At 44.5% G+C, this 18262-nt stretch carries 19 protein-coding genes; 11 read left to right on the top strand and 8 right to left on the bottom strand.

All coding sequences use genetic code 11. The annotated features are described in order from the left end of the window. Window positions 1-76 precede the first annotated feature (76 nt). The 3 genes from ITG10_RS24650 to ITG10_RS24640 are packed head-to-tail and all read left to right on the top strand — an operon-like array spanning window position 77 to window position 1424. Window positions 77-586, top strand: a complete 510-nt coding sequence (locus tag ITG10_RS24650; RefSeq protein WP_248386984.1) for a helix-turn-helix domain-containing protein — start codon at window positions 77-79, stop codon at window positions 584-586. Between the two features lie 26 nt (window positions 587-612). Further along, window positions 613-954 (top strand): IS3 family transposase, encoded by a 342-nt coding sequence (locus ITG10_RS24645; protein WP_248386983.1) that lies wholly within the window; start codon window positions 613-615, stop codon window positions 952-954. A gap of 41 nt (window positions 955-995) precedes the next feature. Then, window positions 996-1424, top strand: a complete 429-nt coding sequence (locus ITG10_RS24640) for an IS3 family transposase (RefSeq protein WP_248386982.1) — start codon at window positions 996-998, stop codon at window positions 1422-1424. A gap of 106 nt (window positions 1425-1530) precedes the next feature. Here the strand turns inward: ITG10_RS24640 and ITG10_RS24635 are convergent, their stop codons facing one another. The 4 genes from ITG10_RS24635 to msrB all read right to left on the bottom strand — a co-directional run bounded on the left by ITG10_RS24635 (window position 1531) and on the right by msrB (window position 3966). Next, window positions 1531-2034 (bottom strand): transposase, encoded by a 504-nt coding sequence (locus tag ITG10_RS24635; RefSeq protein WP_282575756.1) that lies wholly within the window; start codon window positions 2032-2034, stop codon window positions 1531-1533. After that, window positions 2009-2197: a transposase gene (locus ITG10_RS26395; RefSeq protein WP_282575755.1), complete on the bottom strand. Its 189-nt coding sequence runs from the start codon at window positions 2195-2197 to the stop codon at window positions 2009-2011. The genes ITG10_RS24635 and ITG10_RS26395 overlap by 26 nt, the downstream gene beginning before the upstream one ends. Next, window positions 2194-2721, bottom strand: coding sequence for a helix-turn-helix domain-containing protein (locus ITG10_RS24630; protein ID WP_248386980.1), 528 nt, complete (start codon window positions 2719-2721; stop codon window positions 2194-2196). Before ITG10_RS24630 ends, ITG10_RS26395 begins: the two co-directional genes overlap by 4 nt. A 102-nt stretch (window positions 2722-2823) precedes the next feature. Then, window positions 2824-3966, bottom strand: coding sequence for a peptide-methionine (R)-S-oxide reductase MsrB (gene msrB, locus ITG10_RS24625; RefSeq protein WP_248386979.1), 1143 nt, complete (start codon window positions 3964-3966; stop codon window positions 2824-2826). 201 nt (window positions 3967-4167) lie between these two features. On the opposite strand from msrB, the gene ITG10_RS24620 reads away from it, so the two are divergent. Next, window positions 4168-4566 (top strand): OsmC family protein, encoded by a 399-nt coding sequence (locus ITG10_RS24620; protein ID WP_017068628.1) that lies wholly within the window; start codon window positions 4168-4170, stop codon window positions 4564-4566. Window positions 4567-4684: 118 nt separating this feature from the next. On the opposite strand, the gene ITG10_RS24615 is transcribed toward ITG10_RS24620, so the two are convergent. The 4 genes from ITG10_RS24615 to phnW all read right to left on the bottom strand — a co-directional run bounded on the left by ITG10_RS24615 (window position 4685) and on the right by phnW (window position 9632). Then, a complete protein-coding gene (locus ITG10_RS24615; protein ID WP_017632159.1) occupies window positions 4685-5734 on the bottom strand; it encodes an OmpA family protein in 1050 nt (349 codons plus the stop codon). Window positions 5735-6191: 457 nt separating this feature from the next. Further along, on the bottom strand, window positions 6192-7010 hold the full coding sequence (gene phnX, locus ITG10_RS24610; RefSeq protein WP_017632158.1) for a phosphonoacetaldehyde hydrolase: 819 nt from the start codon (window positions 7008-7010) through the stop codon (window positions 6192-6194). 97 nt (window positions 7011-7107) lie between these two features. Further along, entirely contained in the window at window positions 7108-8529 is a 1422-nt protein-coding gene (locus ITG10_RS24605; protein ID WP_017632157.1) for an aspartate aminotransferase family protein, read from the bottom strand. Beyond that, entirely contained in the window at window positions 8529-9632 is a 1104-nt protein-coding gene (phnW, locus tag ITG10_RS24600; RefSeq protein ID WP_248386978.1) for a 2-aminoethylphosphonate--pyruvate transaminase, read from the bottom strand. Before phnW ends, ITG10_RS24605 begins: the two co-directional genes overlap by 1 nt. Window positions 9633-9959: 327 nt before the next feature. Here phnW and ITG10_RS24595 point away from each other — a divergent pair, with 327 nt between their 5' ends. The 7 genes from ITG10_RS24595 to ITG10_RS24565 all read left to right on the top strand — a co-directional run bounded on the left by ITG10_RS24595 (window position 9960) and on the right by ITG10_RS24565 (window position 18163). Then, on the top strand, window positions 9960-10970 hold the full coding sequence (locus tag ITG10_RS24595) for a putative 2-aminoethylphosphonate ABC transporter substrate-binding protein (RefSeq protein ID WP_128644407.1): 1011 nt from the start codon (window positions 9960-9962) through the stop codon (window positions 10968-10970). Window positions 10971-11090: 120 nt separating this feature from the next. Beyond that, window positions 11091-12509, top strand: coding sequence for an FAD-dependent oxidoreductase (locus tag ITG10_RS24590; RefSeq protein ID WP_017632155.1), 1419 nt, complete (start codon window positions 11091-11093; stop codon window positions 12507-12509). Between the two features lie 74 nt (window positions 12510-12583). Beyond that, complete coding sequence (locus ITG10_RS24585; RefSeq protein WP_017632154.1) at window positions 12584-13237, top strand: HAD-IB family hydrolase; 654 nt, start codon at window positions 12584-12586, stop codon at window positions 13235-13237. 274 nt (window positions 13238-13511) lie between these two features. Continuing rightward, complete coding sequence (locus tag ITG10_RS24580; RefSeq protein WP_017632153.1) at window positions 13512-14621, top strand: putative 2-aminoethylphosphonate ABC transporter ATP-binding protein; 1110 nt, start codon at window positions 13512-13514, stop codon at window positions 14619-14621. 6 nt (window positions 14622-14627) lie between these two features. Beyond that, window positions 14628-16352: a putative 2-aminoethylphosphonate ABC transporter permease subunit gene (locus ITG10_RS24575; RefSeq protein WP_026084377.1), complete on the top strand. Its 1725-nt coding sequence runs from the start codon at window positions 14628-14630 to the stop codon at window positions 16350-16352. A 68-nt stretch (window positions 16353-16420) separates the two neighbouring features. Continuing rightward, on the top strand, window positions 16421-17125 hold the full coding sequence (gene phnR / locus ITG10_RS24570; protein ID WP_017632151.1) for a phosphonate utilization transcriptional regulator PhnR: 705 nt from the start codon (window positions 16421-16423) through the stop codon (window positions 17123-17125). A 135-nt stretch (window positions 17126-17260) separates the two neighbouring features. After that, complete coding sequence (locus ITG10_RS24565) at window positions 17261-18163, top strand: multidrug transporter (RefSeq protein WP_017632150.1); 903 nt, start codon at window positions 17261-17263, stop codon at window positions 18161-18163. The last annotated feature ends 99 nt before the right edge of the window (window positions 18164-18262 follow it).

Here is an 18262-nt window from a genome sequence, read left to right as displayed (position 1 = left end):
ATGCGCGAGAAAAACGAAAGCCAGCGATATTGAACTGACCCCCAATAGTTGGACACCAATTATTGGGGGTCTTTTTATGTCTAAATATAGCCGAGAGCTAAAATGTATCATTGCTAAGCAATACTTAGATGGCACGTCATCTCTCTACTTAGCCAAACAATATTCAATTTCGTCAAGACAGGTTCGGTATTGGGCTCAAGTGTTTGCCATCCACGGCACTGCTTCATTTTTACCAACTAAGCATGCTGCTACTGCTCAGACAAAACGAAAAGCATTGAATTTAATGTGGACGAATGAATGGTCTCTCACGCACACTAGCGCAGTATTAAACCTCTCATCCCCTGGGATACTCTCTGTCTGGCTCAAACGAGTTAATGAGCTCGGTATCAAGGGGATCAAAATGCGCCAGAAAGGAAGACCCTCAATGAAACAGCAACCTCAACGTACCACTAAGCCTGATAATGAAATGACACTTGAGGAGCTAAAAGAGGAGTTGGTCTACTTACGAACCGAGAATGCCGTTCTACAAAAGTTGGAAGAGTTGGAGCAGGAAAAAAACCGTCGAACAAAGAAAAAGCGGTCATAGCTCTAACTCTTAAAGGCCAGTACCCGTTGAAGCACTTACTGCACACTCTACAGCTGGCAAAAAGTGTCTTTTATTATCAGGCTCAAACAAGCAAGCGCCTAAATAGCTACGAACGTGAGCTGCAGTTGATAAAGTCAATTTATCATGAACATAAGGGCCGATACGGCTACCGCCGTATTCACTTGGAATTAAAAAATCAGGGGTTCGTGCTTAATCATAAAACGGTTCAAAGGCTTATGGCTCAGCTCAACCTTAAATCGACGGTCAGGATTAAAAAGTATCGTTCATACCGAGGTGAGTCTGGAACAACTGCTCCTAACGTGCTTGAAAGAGATTTTAGTGCGACTCAACCCGATGAAAATGGGTAACTGATGTCACGGAGTTCAAAGTCAAAGAGCAGAAAGTATGCTTGTCTCCCGTTGTCGACTTGTTTACTCAGGAAGTGGTTGCTTATAGAGTGGCCAAAAATGCTTGTTTGCCGCTTGTCACGGATATGCTGACGGAGGCTATATCTACGCTTAAACCCAACTCAAAGCCAATTATACATAGCGATCAAGGTTGGCAATATCGTCATCGACACTATCAGAAAAAGGTAGCGGAGAGTGGGTTAACGCAAAGCATGTCGAGAAAAGGTAACTGCTTGGATAATGCTGTTGCTGAAAACTTTTTTGCTTTACTCAAAACAGAGATGTATCACAACCAAAGCTTTGAAGATGCAGATGCTCTGATAGAGCAAATTAAAGAATACATCGAGTACTACAATACCAAACGTATAAAAGTGAAACTAAAAGGCCTGACTCCGATGGAATATCGAACTCAGGCCTTGAAAGCCGCTTAACAGAAATGTCCAACTTTACGGGGTCGCTTCATATGCTGGCTTTGTTGTTTATGAAGAGAGTGCTGTTGATGAATTCAACGAGTAGAGATTTAGTCTTTAATTAGGTTCATCGCGGCTTTCCGGGGAAAGCCGCTTTTATCTTCAAGAAGAAGTAGTCTGTATCTCGATATCCATACCCCATTCGCTTGATTAACTTTATTTTGTTGTTTATCCCTTCCAATGTGCAGGTGTTGAGCGGATAAGTTGCCGATGCAATAATACCGTGAAGATAAGGCCTCAGTTTTCGTGCAAACTCTTTCAATGGCTTAATTCCACTCTCTTGCACTTGTGCCCACCATACCTCCCAGAGCCCCTTAGCATGTGCTTCTGATTTACAGTACCAAAGCTCTTTGAGTTGTGAGCCGAGTATATAAGTGGCCATCAAGTCCTTATTGATATTCAATATTTCAGTAAGATAGCTATCTTGTCGTGCATTTAAATTACCTCTGTTTTCAGCAGTACCCAGCGTGAGCGCTTCACCCATTGCCTCGCTTTTATCCTGCTTGAGTTTGTTAGCTTGGTCGACTCTGACTCTATCCATCACCTCACGACCGAAACTTAGCAACAACATGGAATAAGTCGTAAACGATTTTTGCATTCGGGCAGTGCGCTTGAACTTCAAGGTCAAAAGCCGTATTCATGTCCATTGCGACCGCTTCGATATTGTTACCATGCTTGCCTAACTGCTCGAAAAACGGTCGTATGTCCTTGCGGCTACGACCTAACCCTATCAAATGACTTGGTGAGTCTTAGCATCAGCGATGACTGTGGCATATCGGTGCCCTTTAAAGATGGCGAACTCGTCCATGACGAGTTGCCTTAGCCCTTCCCATTTCACTGACGGTACCACTTGGCGAAGTCGACGTTTATCTATCTCTTTAATGGTGTGCCAATGAACGCTCGTTAACTGGGAGATATGCTTAATGGGAAGAAGAGGCAGTAGTTGTTCTATATAGCTTTTTAGACGCGTCGTTATACGAGCATAAGGCTCTAACCAAGATAGAAACTCTGTTTTTATGCCGCAGTCACGACACTTGATCCTTCGAGTTTGAACGGAAAGCTCAACAGGAACATTGAACAACATGGCCTCTTTCACATGACGCCATTGGTACTCATGGATAGCCTCAGCTTCAAGACCGCAAAGGCATTTAGCCTCAGAATTAGGTTTAAGAGTTAGTGTAACAAGTGATGCTGTCTGGTGAGACTTTACTATTTTAAAGCCTTCCCAGAATGAAGATAGGAAAGTATGATTCGGCATGAAAACGGTAGTTTGTGTATGATTTTTGTTTGGCGACTAAACCATATCACTTACTACCGTTTTTTTGTTTTTAGTTCCCGCTAATCCGCGATGAACCTTTAATTAGCCCTCAAACATCTCAACGTATTCTTCGTAGCCTTCTTCCGCTAATTTATCCGCTGGGATAAAGCGCATTGCGGCTGAGTTCATGCAGTAACGTAAACCTGTTGGTTTAGGGCCATCTTTAAATACATGACCTAGGTGAGAATCACCGAATTTACTACGGACCTCTGTTCTTGGGTACAACAGCTTGTAGTCAGTTGTGGTTACCACGTAAGCCTCACTGATTGGCTGTGTGAAGCTCGGCCAACCTGTACCTGATTTGTATTTGTCTTTTGAAGAGAACAACGGTTCACCAGTGACGATGTCGACGTAGATACCTTCCTCTTTGTTATCCCAGTATTTGTTATCAAACGGACGTTCTGTTGCGTCATCTTGCGTTACATCGTATTGAAGTGCCGTTAGCTTGGCTTTGATCTCTGCATCAGACGGCTTAACGTAGGTTTTAGCATTGGCTGTCGCATTCTTACCATCGATAATCTGACGGAGTGTTTGTGGGTTGTCTTTTCTATCGTCACCGAAGATTTTATCTAAGTACTGGTCACGACCTGATGCGTAGCGGTAGTAGTTATAACGAACCTTGCTCTTCTTGTAGTAATCTTGGTGATAATCTTCAGCTGGCCAGAATTTCTCAAACTCAATCAGCTCTGTTTTTAGTGGTTCACCAAAGATCTGAGCCTTGTCGATTTCCATCATGAAGCTCTGAGCGACGTTTTTTTGCTCTTGGTTATGGTAGAAAATAGCAGGGCGATATTGAGGGCCTCTGTCTACGAATGATCCTTTGTCATCGGTTGGATCGATGTGTCGGAAGAATTGGTCAAGAACCTGCTCGTAGCTAACCACATCAGGGTTATAGGTCACGTTGATCACTTCTATGTGACCAGATTTGCCCGAAGAGACCTGTTTGTAGGTTGGGTTTTCCAGTTCACCACCAGAATATCCAGAGATAACGTCGGTCACGCCTTTTAGCTTCTCTAGATCGGACTCCGTACACCAAAAACAACCACCAGCCAGTGTCGCGATTTCACTTTTACCTGAATTAGCCGTTTTATCCATTGTATTGGCAGTGCCAGTCTGGCTTACAAACAACGAAATCAGTGGTAGCGCAACCACGAGTGATACCAATATTTTAGATAATTTATTCATAGATACCTCATCTTGACGTTCTTCCCATTCGATTTTGAATGTACGAATAGAGACAGGTTTTAGATGGAAAAAATTGCATCATTCACAAAAAAAATATGTCGCCGAGAAAATCTTGCTCATAAATGCCGCCAGTAGTAGGGTGTCAGTATTGATATCCAATAATAGACAGTGATGGCGGTTATCGTACATCTAAGGAACAACATGCAAGCAGAAGTTAAATGGGTCGAAGGCTTTAAATTCCTAGGTCAATCTCAATCTGGCCACTCTGTAGTAATGGATGGCAGTGGTGGTGCAACCGCGCCAAGCCCTATGGAAATGGTGCTTATGGCCGCTGGTGGTTGTAGCTCTGTTGATGTCGTAGATGGTTTGAAATCTGCAGGCCAGAACATCACAGGCTGTAATGCAAAACTTGAAACGACACGTCGTGAAACAGCACCAAAAATCTTTACCGTCATTAACATTCACTTTGAAGTGTCTGGTGACAACCTAGATCCTGAGTTGGTGGCTAAAGTATGTGCTGACTCGCTAGAAAAATACTGTTCAGTATGTCTAATGTTAGGTGCTGGCGTAGAAATGACCCACAGCTGGGAAATCGTTTAGTTTTCTGATTGTCGAGCTTGGCTTACAGCTTACGGCTTATGAGTAAGCGACAGATAAAGAAAAGGGCGGAGCACTTTAAGTGCTCCGCCCTTATTATTTCTGCTAAGGTAGAGTGCTATTATTCAGCAGTTTCTACGATAACTTCTTCAACTTGTACTTCTTCTCGGTATTCGAAACTAGGGATCGTTGCGTCAACACGACGGTTTTGAGCACGGCCTTCAGCTGTATCGTTTGATGCAACTGGGTTCTCTTCACCTTCACCTGTAGCAGTGATACGCTCAGCTTCGATACCTTGCTCTTCGATGTGTGCAGCAACTGCAGCAGCACGTTTCTTAGAGATCATCATGTTGTATTCAGCAGCGCCTGTTGAGTCAGTGTGACCAACAACAACAACAGTCGATTGAGGGTGAGCTTTAAGAGCTTCAACTAGTGGTTGTAGTGCAATCTTACCGTCTGTAGACAATTCTGTGCTGTTAGTTGCGAACATTTCTTGAGAGTAGCTCTCTGTTTGTGCTTTAGTCACAACAACAGTACTTTTCTCTTCAACAACAACTGCAGGCTCTGTGATTGGCTCAGATGGAGCTTGAGTCACTGCTACCGCAGAAGCAGTTGTGTTACCAGTACCGAAGTTGTAGCTAACACCAACAGACAGTAGGTTCGAGTTTAGATCTTGAACGAAGTTGTCGTCGAAGTCATCAAAGTATTGGTATTCAACACGTAGTGCCCAATCAGAAGAAAGCTGCTTCTCTACACCGATACCAGCAGAAAGTACAACGTCATCTTCGCCACCGTGAGAGATGTAAGCAGGACCTGCTTTGAAGAATACGTCAAACTCTTGTTGTACTGGTAGGCGGTACATCGGCGTTAGTGAGATTGCGATTAGCGGATCGCTGAACGCTGCTGTTGTACCGTTCTTTGAAAAGCTTGTCTTGTAATCACCAAGGAAGTCAGAGCTTAGCTCAATACCAAACTTGTCATTAAAATTGTAGCCAGAGTAGATGCCAGCACCGATTGCATCATCATCACATTTTTCACCGCTTACGCATGCGCTATCTAACCAGCCCACGCCCACTTTAGCACCAACATAAGTTGTAGCAGCGATAGAAGGCGCTGCTGCTAGGCCTGAAGCGGCAACAACAGCACACATAATTTTCGACAGTTTTTTCATAATCTTATCCTTGGATTAACTCTTATTGTTATCTGAACTTACCAGTAAAACGATCACTTATTGGGTTACGACACTGCTTATAATAAGTAAATCAAGGTGTTGGTTCAGCTGAACCTATCTCTTTCTCAGTACTTATATTGTTAATCTGATTGCGTATTGGAGTCAATGAAATTGTTAGATATTATACATTTAGATGGCTTTTATTATTAATTTTATCATTTATTGGAATGCCTATATTTAAAGCTATAGCCTAGCCTCGAAAGCTATAGCCTAGCCTCGTGCATTTACCAGTGACTTTGAGGGGAATAAGTAAAAAACTTGCGTTTTATCATGCTTATAAACGCAAAATCCCCATCCAACATGTTTAACTCGGTTGAGTACGTGATTAGATAGGGATTTGAATTGGAGCTATAGCGGTCTTTTTACGTATTACATCACGTGAATAGCTCGACTTTGTTTACGGACGCTCACCCGCCAATAAACGTTTCTCGATATCTGCAATCACGCTAGGTAAGTCTGCAATCGTATCGATCAGATAGTGAGGGTTTGATTTATTTAGCTTCACGCTCGCTTTTTCACGCGCTGCTGCCAGTGTTGCTTCGTCTGCGTCTAAGTATTCTTGGTACGTTAATCCAGCCTCGTTACCAGATAGAACAAGTCCTACCGTCCACATACCTGCGTTGTGGCCTTCGTCTATACCGGGCGCTGCATCATCCACTTTCACACACGCTGCAACGCTCGTCACACCTAGGTCAATGACGTTTTTAAGCGCCATGAATGGAGCTGGGCGACCGCCTTGAGGTAAGTCATCCGTTGCAACTACGTTGTCTGGTCGGTAGCCATAATCTGCGGCAGCAGGAATCAACACATCCATTACTTCGCGAGGGTAACCTGAACAAGAACCAATTTTTACGCTCTTCTCTTTAAGGTTATTCACCACTTCAATCGCGTTTAAAATCGGCGCAGCGTGGTCGGCTACTTTCGCTTTTTGAAGAGGCATGAATGCCGCGTAGATCGCATCGACGTCTTCACTGGTCATCGAACGTCCGAACTGGGCATTCCAACGAGCATCGACAGCAGGGATTCGACCCACCGCTTGGATGTGATCCCATTTACCGATACCCATAGGTTCACGAGCTTCAGCTAAGTCGATGTCAAAGTCGAAGCCTTGTTTGAATGCTTCAACAAAGATGCTAGTCGGAGCAAACGACCCAAAATCAACGATAGTGCCAGCCCAGTCAAAGATAACCGCTTGGATAGGTGATGTTGTGTTCATAATAGTGTCCTATTTTTGTGTCACTCCCAGTGCAAAGTACTGGGAGGACGAATGATTGTTTTAGGTTATTGGTTTAAGTGTCGATATAAATAATGAATTAAAGGTATTCAAAATCTTTGCAGACTTTGGCTATCGCTTTTTCGAAGACAGACAGAGCGACTTCTAATTCGCTGCGGCTGATGATCAATGGTGGGCTTAATTGAATCACGTTACCTTGTGACACCTTAAAGCTCAGGCCATCGTTCAGACATTGGTAAAGTACGGCTTCTGCTTCATCGAACGCTCGGGTTTTGGTGATATGGTCGGTGACCAATTCCACACCCCAAAGCAGGCCGATGCCGCGAACGTCACCAATGACGGGGTATTTATCTTTCATTTGAAGCAGTTGTTCACGCACGAATACGCTGTCGGCTTGTACTTTTTCAAGTAAGTTTTCTTGCTCAATCACTTCCATGGTAGCCAGTGCTGCCGCGCAGCCAATAGGGCTTTTCTCATGGGTGTAGTGACCCAGTGAAACTTGCGCTGCTGTGTTGTATTTGTCTTTGGTGACCATGGCTGCAATTGGAACCAACCCGCCGCCAAAGCCTTTACCGATACATAAGATGTCAGGTTCGATATCAAACGCTTGGTGTGTGAACCATTCACCGCTGCGACCCATGCCATTTGGGATGTCATCAATGATCAACATGACGTTGTGCTTGTCACAGATCTCACGGATGCGTTTCCAATAAGCCCTACTAGGCACTTGAACGTCTGTGTTACGAACCGCTTCGGCAATGAAGGCTCCAATACCGCCTTCTTTTTCAATGACATACTCTAAATAGTCGGCATAGTGAACGTCGCATGCAGTTTCGTTTGCATTGATTGCGCTATTCTCGTTAAGCGGGAAAGCACCACGATAGGAAACCGCTGGTGGAATACGTTCTACGCCAGCCATTAACGGGCCCATACCTTCGCGGAAACAAGCTTCACCACCTACTGAAATTGCATCCAGTGACGCGCCATGGAATGAGTCCCACAATGAAACGACTTTGAAGTTGTTGGTGACATGTCGAGCCAGTTTGAGTGCCATTCCAATAACTGAAGTACCACCTGGAGCAAACAACACACGGTTCAAATCACCACCGCAGATCTGTGTCAGTTTTTCAGCGCACTGAACGGCGGTTTCATTGGTGAAGCGACGCGGTGAAAACGGCAATGACGCCATTTGTTGAGTCACTTTATTAATGATGTGTGGGTGGCCATAACCCAGCTGATGAACATTGTTACCATGAAAGTCCATGTACTTCTTGCCAGTCGCATCTTGAATGTAGATGCCTTCTGCGGCTTCAAGTGTGTCTAGGCAAGGCGTTGACATCGCTTGATGAAGAAATACATCAGAGTCACGTTTTAACATCGCTTGAGTTGCATCATCGTTTAGCGACTCGTTCCATTTCTCACGCGCTAGTGTGGTGTTCACATCGCCTTCGCTTCGAAAGTGTGTCGCCTTTAGAACTGGCTCTTGATTGGTCATCGTCATTATTTTATGTCCCAGTACATAGCGTTTTTCACAGCGCCAATGAGGGCTTCAATGTCAGAAGGGTAAACCTCACCGATGTTACCGATGCGGAAGCAGTCTGCGTTTGAAACCTTGCCCGGATAAATCACAAACCCTTGCTCTTTCAAACGGTCATAGAATTCCTTGAATTGGTAATCGCTATGAGTTGGAGAATAGAAAGAGGTGATGATAGGTGAATGAAGGTCATCATTTAGCAAAGGTTCAAAACCAAGAGAGCGCATACCGGCAACTAATGTGGTTTGATTGGTTTGGTATCGATCATGACGAGCTTCGATGCCGCCTTCCTGTTCCAGTTCAAGCAGAGCTTGGTAGAAAGCACGCACTGTGTGAGTCGGAGAGGTGAATCGCCATTTACCGTGATTGCTTTCCATGCAGTGCCATTGGTCAAACAGATCAAGGCTTAATGAGCGAGCTTGGCCTTTACACTTTTCAAGTTCCGATTGCTTGGCAATAACAAAGCCGAACCCCGGTACGCCTTGGATACATTTATTTGCCGAGCTGATCATGTAGTCGATGCCTAAGTCAGCAATATCCATCGGGATGCCACCAAAGCTCGACATTGCATCAAGAATGACGGTTTTGTTGTGTTGCTTTGCCAATTTGGCAATGTCTTCAATTGGATTCAGCATGCCAGTCGTGGTTTCACAGTGCACAATCGCAACGTGAGTAATGTCTGAATCCATGGCCAATGCCGTTTCCATTTCGTTCAAGTCAGGCTGTGATGTTTCACCTGGGGAAACGACATGGCATGGAATGTTTAAATAGTCTGCGATTTGAGCAATACGAGCGCCGTACGCACCGTTATCAACAACCAGAAGCTTACCGCTGTTAGAGATAACACTGCCAATCGTAGCTTCAACTGAAGCTGTGCCGCTACCTTGCATTAATACACCTGTATATCCCGCTTGCTTAGTCGCCAAAGTCACTAGCTTGCTACGAATTACTTCAACAACGTCTTTGTTGTATTCATCATCCCAAGTACACCAGTCTTTTAGCATCGCTTGGCGAACGGTTTCAGAAGTAGATAGAGGACCCGGTGTCAGTAGTAAGTATTCGTTTCTCATGTTCAATTCTCGCGGTTTTTATTTTGGACTATACCAATATTTTCGATTACTTTAACAACCAATTTAAACGGTCGTAAATAGCCCAAACATCATTTTCACAAAAGCTTCATATTAAAATTCGTCACTTGCCTTGAGAAGTTTCCCGATCTTTAAACTGCCATTTTTTGTTCATTTAATCGTCATAAAAGCCAGTTAGCTTAATACTCGAGATCTGGTACATACCAATGTAAAAGGTGTGTACTAACAACCTAAATGAATTTATGGACATAGGTGCCTCTTGATGGGGCTTCTAGCTTCTAACCTTGGCATCGGGCCTGACTGGAGAAAATGATGAAAAACCGTTTTATGAAAGGATCACTTGCAGCATTAGTTACTCTATTAGCTGGTAATGCTTATGCTGCACAGGAAGTGACGGTTTACACAGCTTTTGAAACTGACATTTTAGCGAAATACAAAAACGCATTTGAAAGTGAAAACCCAGACATCAACATCAAATGGGTTCGTGATTCAACAGGAATCATGACGGCAAAATTATTGGCTGAGAAAAACAACCCTCGTGCAGAAGTGGTGTGGGGCCTTGCAGGTTCTTCAATGGCTTTACTTAAAGAGGAGGGTATTCTTAAGCCTTACACTCCTCAAGGTGTAGAAGCGCTGCGTTCAAACCTCAACGACCCGCAATCGACTCAAGCTTGGTATGGCAACGATGCATTCTTCAATGCGGTTTGTTTCAACGAAGCGGTAGCGAAACAACTTAACCTACCAGCACCTAAATCTTGGGATGACCTAACCAAGCCTATCTACAAAGGCCATATTGCGATGCCAAACCCAGCGTCTTCTGGCACGGGTTATATGCAAGTGTCTGCTTGGCTACAAAACATGGGTGAAGACCAAGGTTGGAATTACATGCAGAAGCTAGACCAAAACATCGCTCACTACACGCATTCTGGTTCTAAGCCATGTGTTCAAGCGGGTATGGGTGAAGTCGCTATCGGTATTTCTATGGCGAGCCGTGGTGCTAAGCTGAAAACTCAAGGTGCACCACTTTCTGTGATTACGCCTGAAGGTATCGGCTGGGAATCTGAAGCGGTAGGTCTTGTGAAGCCGTCTGATGCAGCGCAACGCGTTGTCGATTGGTCTATCTCTAAAGCAGCAAACGAGCTTTACATCGAAATGTACCCAGTTGTTGGTCACCAAGATGTGACGGCAACAATTGAAAACTTCCCTAACGTCGAAAAGAACATGGCAAAAATGGACTTTGCACGCATGGGCAGCGAGCGTGCAGACGTATTGAAAACATGGTCTGAGAAGTTTGACGCTAAATCAGAGCCAAAATCTTAATCTATCGAGCTACTCAGTTAATTAACTATTGAGTTCATTAGAAGTTAGAAATCAGTAAAGGAAGGCTTCGGTCTTCCTTTTTTAGTTTTACGCCTTTAGGTTTTAAGTAAGGTACGACAAATGACAAAACACTATTCATATTGGTTCAAGCAAGCACTAGAAACGGAATTTGGCAGCATAGATGCTGGTCTAGAATCCGCGAAGCCACTTGAAAAAGACGTTAACTGCGACATCGCTATTGTTGGCGGCGGTTACACAGGATTATGGACGGCGATTTTAATCAAAAAGCAGCAACCTCAAAAGCATGTTGTAGTGATTGAAAAAGGCTTGTGTGGCAGTGGCGCTTCTGGCGCGAACGGTGGCTGCATGTTGACGTGGTCGACTAAGTATCCAACGTTGAAGAAGCTATACGGCAAAGAACAAGCAAAATGGTTGGTTAAAGAATCGGAAAAGGTCATTTACGAGATCGAAGCTTTTTGTAACGACCACAACATCGACGCGCATCTGTATCGCAGCGGCACTTATTACATGGCAACCAATGAAGCGCAACAAGGTGGAATGGAACCTGTTGTGAATGAGTTGGTCAAGCAAGGCATAAATAGTTGGAAGAAGTGTGACAAATCTTTGCCTGATAAAGCGGGATCGGAGCGTCATATAGAAGGCTATTATTCGGAAGCCGCGGGCAGTGTGCAACCCGCTCTATTGGCGAGAGGGTTACGCCGAGTTGCTATTGATCTAGGTGTCGAAATTCACGAAAACACAGAGATGACTTCGCTCGATTATGGCTCTCCGGCTCGAATCCAAACCAAGGGCGGATCTGTCTTTGCCGACAAAGTGATTTTGGCGCTTAACGCATGGATGCTTGATCACTTCAAAGAGTTCAAACGCAGTATTGTGGTTGTCTCGTCAGATATGGTGGTGACCAAACCAATTCCAGAAAAACTTAAACAGTTTGGTCCAGAGAAAGGAGCAGCGGTGGTGGACTCCCGTATTTTTGTCCACTACTACCGAGATACCCAAGATGGAAGGCTGATGCTTGGTAAAGGTGGCAATAAATTCTCGTTTGCCAACCAAGTAGAAAGCATGTTTAACCAAACGACTAATTATCTGCCGATTCTCAATCAATCCTTCCAAAAATTGTTCCCTAAACTGGAGCAAAGTGAATTCGATTACAACTGGTCGGGAGGCTCAGATCGATCGGTAACAGGATTGCCATTTTTCGGTAATCTAAAAGGCCAAAACAACATCTATTATGGGCTCGGTTACTCAGGTAATGGTGTTGCTCAAACTCGTATGGGCGGAAAGATCTTGTCGTCCATGGTACTCGGTACTGATAACGCTTGGACGTGTTGCGGCCTCACCAAAGGACCGCTTGGCCATTTCCCGCCAGAGCCATACCGTTGGGTAGGGGCAATGGTGGTTCGTGATGCAGTACGAAGAAAAGAGAACGCGGAAGATTCTGGTAACACACCATTGTGGCTGGATAAGCAATTGGCAAAGCTGGCTGGTGCGGCAGGTAAAGCCGACAAGGTAGAGTAAATCTGTCGTTTAGATTTTTTCTCGCCCGCTAAGTTTAAGTTGGAAGTTAAATTTGATTTTAAGTGAGAATTGATATGACGACCCCGCTGTATGTATTTGATCTAGATGAAACACTCATGGACGGAAACAGCGCCATGATTTGGAATGAGTTTTTGGTTGAGAAAGGCTTAGCGAATGAACCTAGCTTTCTGAACGAAGAACGCCGACTAATGACACTGTACGTTCAAGGTATTCTTAATGAAGATACTTACCTTGAATTTGCTACACGCTCTCTAGCGAAAAAGACACATCAAGAGGTGTGTGCTTTGTTAGAAGAGTGTATTGATAGCAAAGTTCTGAGCAAGATCTTTCCTCAAGTGATGCAGGGGAGTTGGTCTTCCAAAACACAAGGGCAGCCGGTGGTGATCATTTCTGCGATTGTCTCATTCATTCCTGCGTGCGTAGCGAAAAGGCTTAATATTCCAAATGTTGTCGGCATCGAATTGATGGAAGAATCGGCTCAATACACTGCCAAGATTCTAGGGCTTCCAAATCATCCATACGGCAAGAGTGTTGGTTTGAAAGAGTGGCTAGAGCAGCACAGTACTTCGTCTCATCAACGTCAAAACAGTGGTGAGTCAATCAATGACTTGCCTCAATATGAATTGGCCGATCGCCCACATCTAGTTAATCCACACGAACGTTTAACTGTTCGTTCGGACTCTGCTCCATGGTGTGCGCTCTACTGATTTCAGTATTGCCTGAAACAATAGGTATAACCATAAACAAGCATTGATATTTGGCGGTGAAATGTACATTGGCTTTCATCGTCAAATACTATTTTTGAAGCTATCGGTTTACTGTAAGCTATTGAATATTAGAACTTGTTTAACTCGTGTTTTCCTCCACTAGAATGAATTTTATTTCTGCAATATAACTGTCACTTAGCTTCTATAAATTTGTCACTCAACTGAAATATTCAAAGTTTAAATTTGGTATATACCATTTAAAGAGTGCTGTAGTATGAGCAACCAAACTTATTTGAATATTGAAAACGTTGTAAAGCAATTTGGCCAATTTACAGCGCTAAAAGACATCTCCTTATCGATTGAAAAAGGCGAGTTCGTCTGTTTCCTTGGCCCGTCTGGCTGTGGAAAAACCACCTTATTACGTGCTATTGCAGGTTTAGATTTACCAACTTCAGGCTCTATCGAGCAAAACGGTAATGACACGACCTTCTTACCACCAGAAAAGCGCGACTTTGGCATTGTGTTCCAGTCTTACGCTTTGTTCCCGAATCTTACGGTGGAAGAAAACATTGCGATTGGCCTTAAAAATCAAGGCATGTCGACCAAAGAAGCCCTTGAAACTGTGGAATCTTGGTTAGAAACCATAGGCTTACCAACGTCGGGTCAGAAATTCCCAAATCAACTGTCTGGTGGACAGCAGCAGCGTGTGGCTTTGGCTCGCGCTCTGGCTTTGTCTCCGGGCTTGCTACTCCTTGATGAACCGCTGTCTGCATTGGATGCGAAAGTAAGAACACACCTACGCGACGAGATCTGTCAACTGCAACGCAAGTTGGGTATCACCACTATTATGGTAACGCACGATCAAGATGAAGCCTTGACCATGGCTGACCGCATTGTGGTGATGAATCATGGAGTCATCGAGCAAGTCGGTGCTCCGCAAGAGATCTATCAAAAGCCAGTGAGCCGTTTTGTGGCGGAGTTTGTGGGCAGTATGAACTTCATTCAAGCGTCTGTAGCAGCTCAAGGCAAAATGCGTATCGCTGAATCTATGTTGCCACTGCCTGGGTTAGACAACCTGACGCCAAAGCAGGGTGATGTGTTTGATATCGCGGTTCGTCCAGAGCAAATTCAGTTTGTTGATCGTTTTAATGAATCTTTACCTGTTCGAATCGTATCAAGCGAATTTCTAGGAGCGTTCTATCGCGTGGAGTGCGAGTTACAGCACGACTCAACCGCGAAAGAGATCATCGTTGATGTGCCCGTGAAGGAGTTCAACCGATTGAAGCTGCGCCGCAGTGATATTCGTTACGTGGCATTTGATCAAGAAGGCATGAGAGCTTACCCATCGAAAAGCTTGCAAGTGATGAAAGACGAGGCGGCGTAATCAATCATGGAATCGACTCAAATGATGCAATCTAAGCTGCTATTTCAACGACGAGTACAACCTTTTCTTGCTCGGTTGAGTAAAGACAACGTTATCCTATTTGGGCTGCTGGCATTTTTGTCTGTAGTCATGACACTGTTTATCTTGATGCCACTGTGGGCAATGTTGAAAAAGAGTGTTCAAAACGCAGATGGTGAATTTGTCGGTTTGCAGAATTTCGCGACGTATTTCGCTTCTCAAAGCTTGTGGCAATCCGTTGGTAACACTTTCACCTTGGGTTTGTTGGTTACGACTGTCGTTGGTGTTTTAGCGTTTGGTTATGCCTATGCTTTGACACGTTCATGCATGCCTTTTAAGGGGCTATTTCAGGTACTAGGCTCTGCGCCGATTCTTGCGCCGTCATTGCTTCCAGCAATCAGTTTGATCTTCCTATTTGGTAACCAAGGTATCGCCAAAGAAGTCTTGGGTGGAAACTCAGTATACGGTTTGATTGGTATCTCACTTGGCTTGATATTTTGGACTTTTCCGCATGCCTTGATGATTCTAACAACTTCACTCAGAACGTCCGATGCCCGTCTTTATGAGGCAGCACGAGCACTGAATACTTCATCGCTTAAAACCTTCTTCATGGTGACCTTACCTGCAGCTAAGTATGGCTTGATCAGCACTCTGATCGTGGTGTTTACGCTGGTGGTTTGTGACTTTGGTGTACCAAAGGTTATTGGCGGCAGCTACAACGTTCTATCGACGGACATCTTTAAACAAGTGGTTGGTCAACAAAACTTCTCGATGGGTGCGGTGACCAGTATCTTGTTGCTGTTGCCTGCTTTGCTTGCCTTTACAGTAGATCGCTGGGTGCAAAAGAAACAGAAGAGCTTGTTTGATACTCGTTCTGTCGCGTACCAACCAGAACCAAATACCATGCGTGATGGCTTGTGTTTCCTTTACTGCACACTTATTTCGGCTGCTGTCGTTATCGTGTTGGGCATGGCGATATACGGTTCTATGGTGACTTTCTGGCCATGGAATAAAGCACTCACCTTGAATAACTACAACTTCGCAGAAATGAGTACCTATGGTTGGACTCCGTTCTTCAACTCTCTAACACTTGGCGCATGGACAGCCATTATCGGTACTGTATTAATTTTCTTGGGTGCGTACTGCATAGAGAAGGGCAGAGCATTTGGTCCTGTTCGTCAGGCGATGCAGATGCTCAGTGTTGTGCCGATGGCGGTTCCGGGGATGGTGTTAGGCTTGGGGTATATTTTCTACTTTAATGACTTAAGTAACCCACTCAACTTCTTGTATGGCACGATGGCATTCTTGGTTATTAATACCGTGGTTCACTACTATACAGTAGGACACATGACGGCGTTAACTGCACTGAAACAGCTACCTTCGGAAATTGAAGCTACGGCTGCCTCGGTTAACTTACCGCAATACAAGTTGTTCTTTAAAGTGACGGTACCTGTTTGTCTGCCTGCGATTTTAGATATTGCGACATACCTGTTTATTAATGCACTTACCACGACATCTGCGGTAGTATTCTTGTATTCTACCGATACGATACCTGCGTCAGTTTCAGTACTGAATATGGATGATGCGGGACAAACCGGTGCAGCAGCAGCCATGGCGGTGATGATCATGATATCTGCGGCGAGTGCGAAGTTGATTCATTTGTTAATCAACAAGTTATTTGAGAAGCGCACCCAAGCTTGGCGCAAGCGCTAGCGAACCATTTTATATTTCAGTTGGCCAAGGAGTGGCTGACGACAAGAACAAGAATGAAAGGAAATTAAGTGCAGTACGTAAAAATCAAAGATGTCATCGTAGATCAGATAGAGTCGGGGATGTTAACGCCACGACAGAAGCTGCCTGCAGAACGTAAGTTGGCTGAATCGTTTGATACGACACGAGTTACGTTACGTGAAGCTTTATCTTCGCTCGAAGCGGAAGGGCGTATTTATCGAGAAGATCGCCGTGGTTGGTTTATATCTCCAGCTCCACTGCGTTACGACCCAACACAAACACTGAACTTCACTAATATGGCTCTGGCGCAGAATCGAAAGCCTAAAACAGAGTTAGTGGCAGCGAAAGGGATGTTGGCAACCAAAGAGGCGACTAAGCTTCTTGAGTTGCAACCGTTCTCCGATGTTTATCGAGTTGATAGAGTTCGCTACCTTGAAGATAGACCGGTCGTGTATGTGACGAACTACATTCGACCAGAACTGTTTCCTAACTTGCTCGATTATGACCTGTCTAAATCGCTAACGGACATCTACCGTGAGCACTTTGGCGTGGTGTATCAGAAGATTCGTTACCGTGTGAGTACAACGTCTTTGCTGGGTGAAACCGCGCAAGCACTGCGTGCAACTTCTGGCTCTCCTGCAATGGTGGTTGAGCGAGTTAACTACAATCAAAACGGCGATTTGATTGACTGCGATATTGAGTATTGGCGTCATGACGCGATCAGTATCGAGTCGATAGCGCAGTTAGAGCGTTAGTCGTACATTAGAACGCTGGCACATTTTACTTTGGGGATTTGCCCAGCTGGAATGATCAAAGGTCTCTTATCTGGAGGCCTTTTTTATCCCCTGTTTTCAGCGACTGCTTTTATCAGTCAATAAGTTAGGAATGAAATGGAATTCTCTGCCATCATCATCGTGATTATTTCGGCTCTGCTGCATGCGGGTTGGAATGTTCTAGGTAAATCAAATCAAGGCTCTGGCTCATCTTTCTTCTTGGCGTCTGGCTTTGCCGCTGCAGCGATTCTGACCCCTTATTTGATTTGGTATGTCTACAGCGTCGGCTTTGCAAACATCACAATTCCATTCTGGCAGTTGCTCTTCTTGAGTGGCATTTGCCAAATCATCTATTTAATCGGCTTAGGTATCGCCTATAAACAGGCTGATATTGGTGTTATCTACCCGATGGCACGAGCGCTACCAGTGCTGATGGTTGGTTTGGGAACCGTATTGATTGGCTATGAGTTGTCATTGAATCAATGGGTTGGTTTTGCACTGATCACATTAGGCTGTTTGTTTGTTCCATTGAAACAGTTCTCTGAGCTGAGGCTCAAGGCCTACCTGAACCTTGGCGTATTGTGGGCCCTCATCGCCGCTATTGGCACCACGGGTTACTCCATTATTGATAAAGAAGCGCTTTTGTTATTGGAGCCGTTAAGCACGCCTACTATTACTAATAAACACACGGCGATTTTCTACCTAGGTATTCAGTTTTGGGCGATCGTGATTCCGCTGAGTATTTGGTTGTTGGTGAGTAATCAAAGAGTCGAGTTTACCAACGCATGGATACTGCGTAAGAAAGCCACGGTTGCAGGTATTATGATGGCATCGACTTATGGCTTGGTGTTATTTGCAATGACCATGACAGAGAACGTCAGCCTGGTTGTAGCGCTTAGGCAAGTAAGTATCATTTTCGGCGTAGTGATGGGGATCTACTTTTTAAAGGAAAAGTGGCACATGACTCGCGGTATAGGCGTCGTTTTTATCATTGCCGGTTTAGTTATCTCACTGACTTAAAAGATCACCAGAGCGATTGGAGATTTGTGCAGAGGTATATCTCTTGAGTTAGATGAAAAAACGCCTTTAGCGATACGAATTTCGTTAAGGGCGTTTTCT

It is taken from the genome of Vibrio sp. ED004 (genome assembly GCF_023206395.1).
Classification (GTDB): Bacteria; Pseudomonadota; Gammaproteobacteria; order Enterobacterales; family Vibrionaceae; genus Vibrio.
Note: the sequence above shows the minus strand (reverse complement) of the source record. Positions and strands in the feature narration are given on the sequence as shown.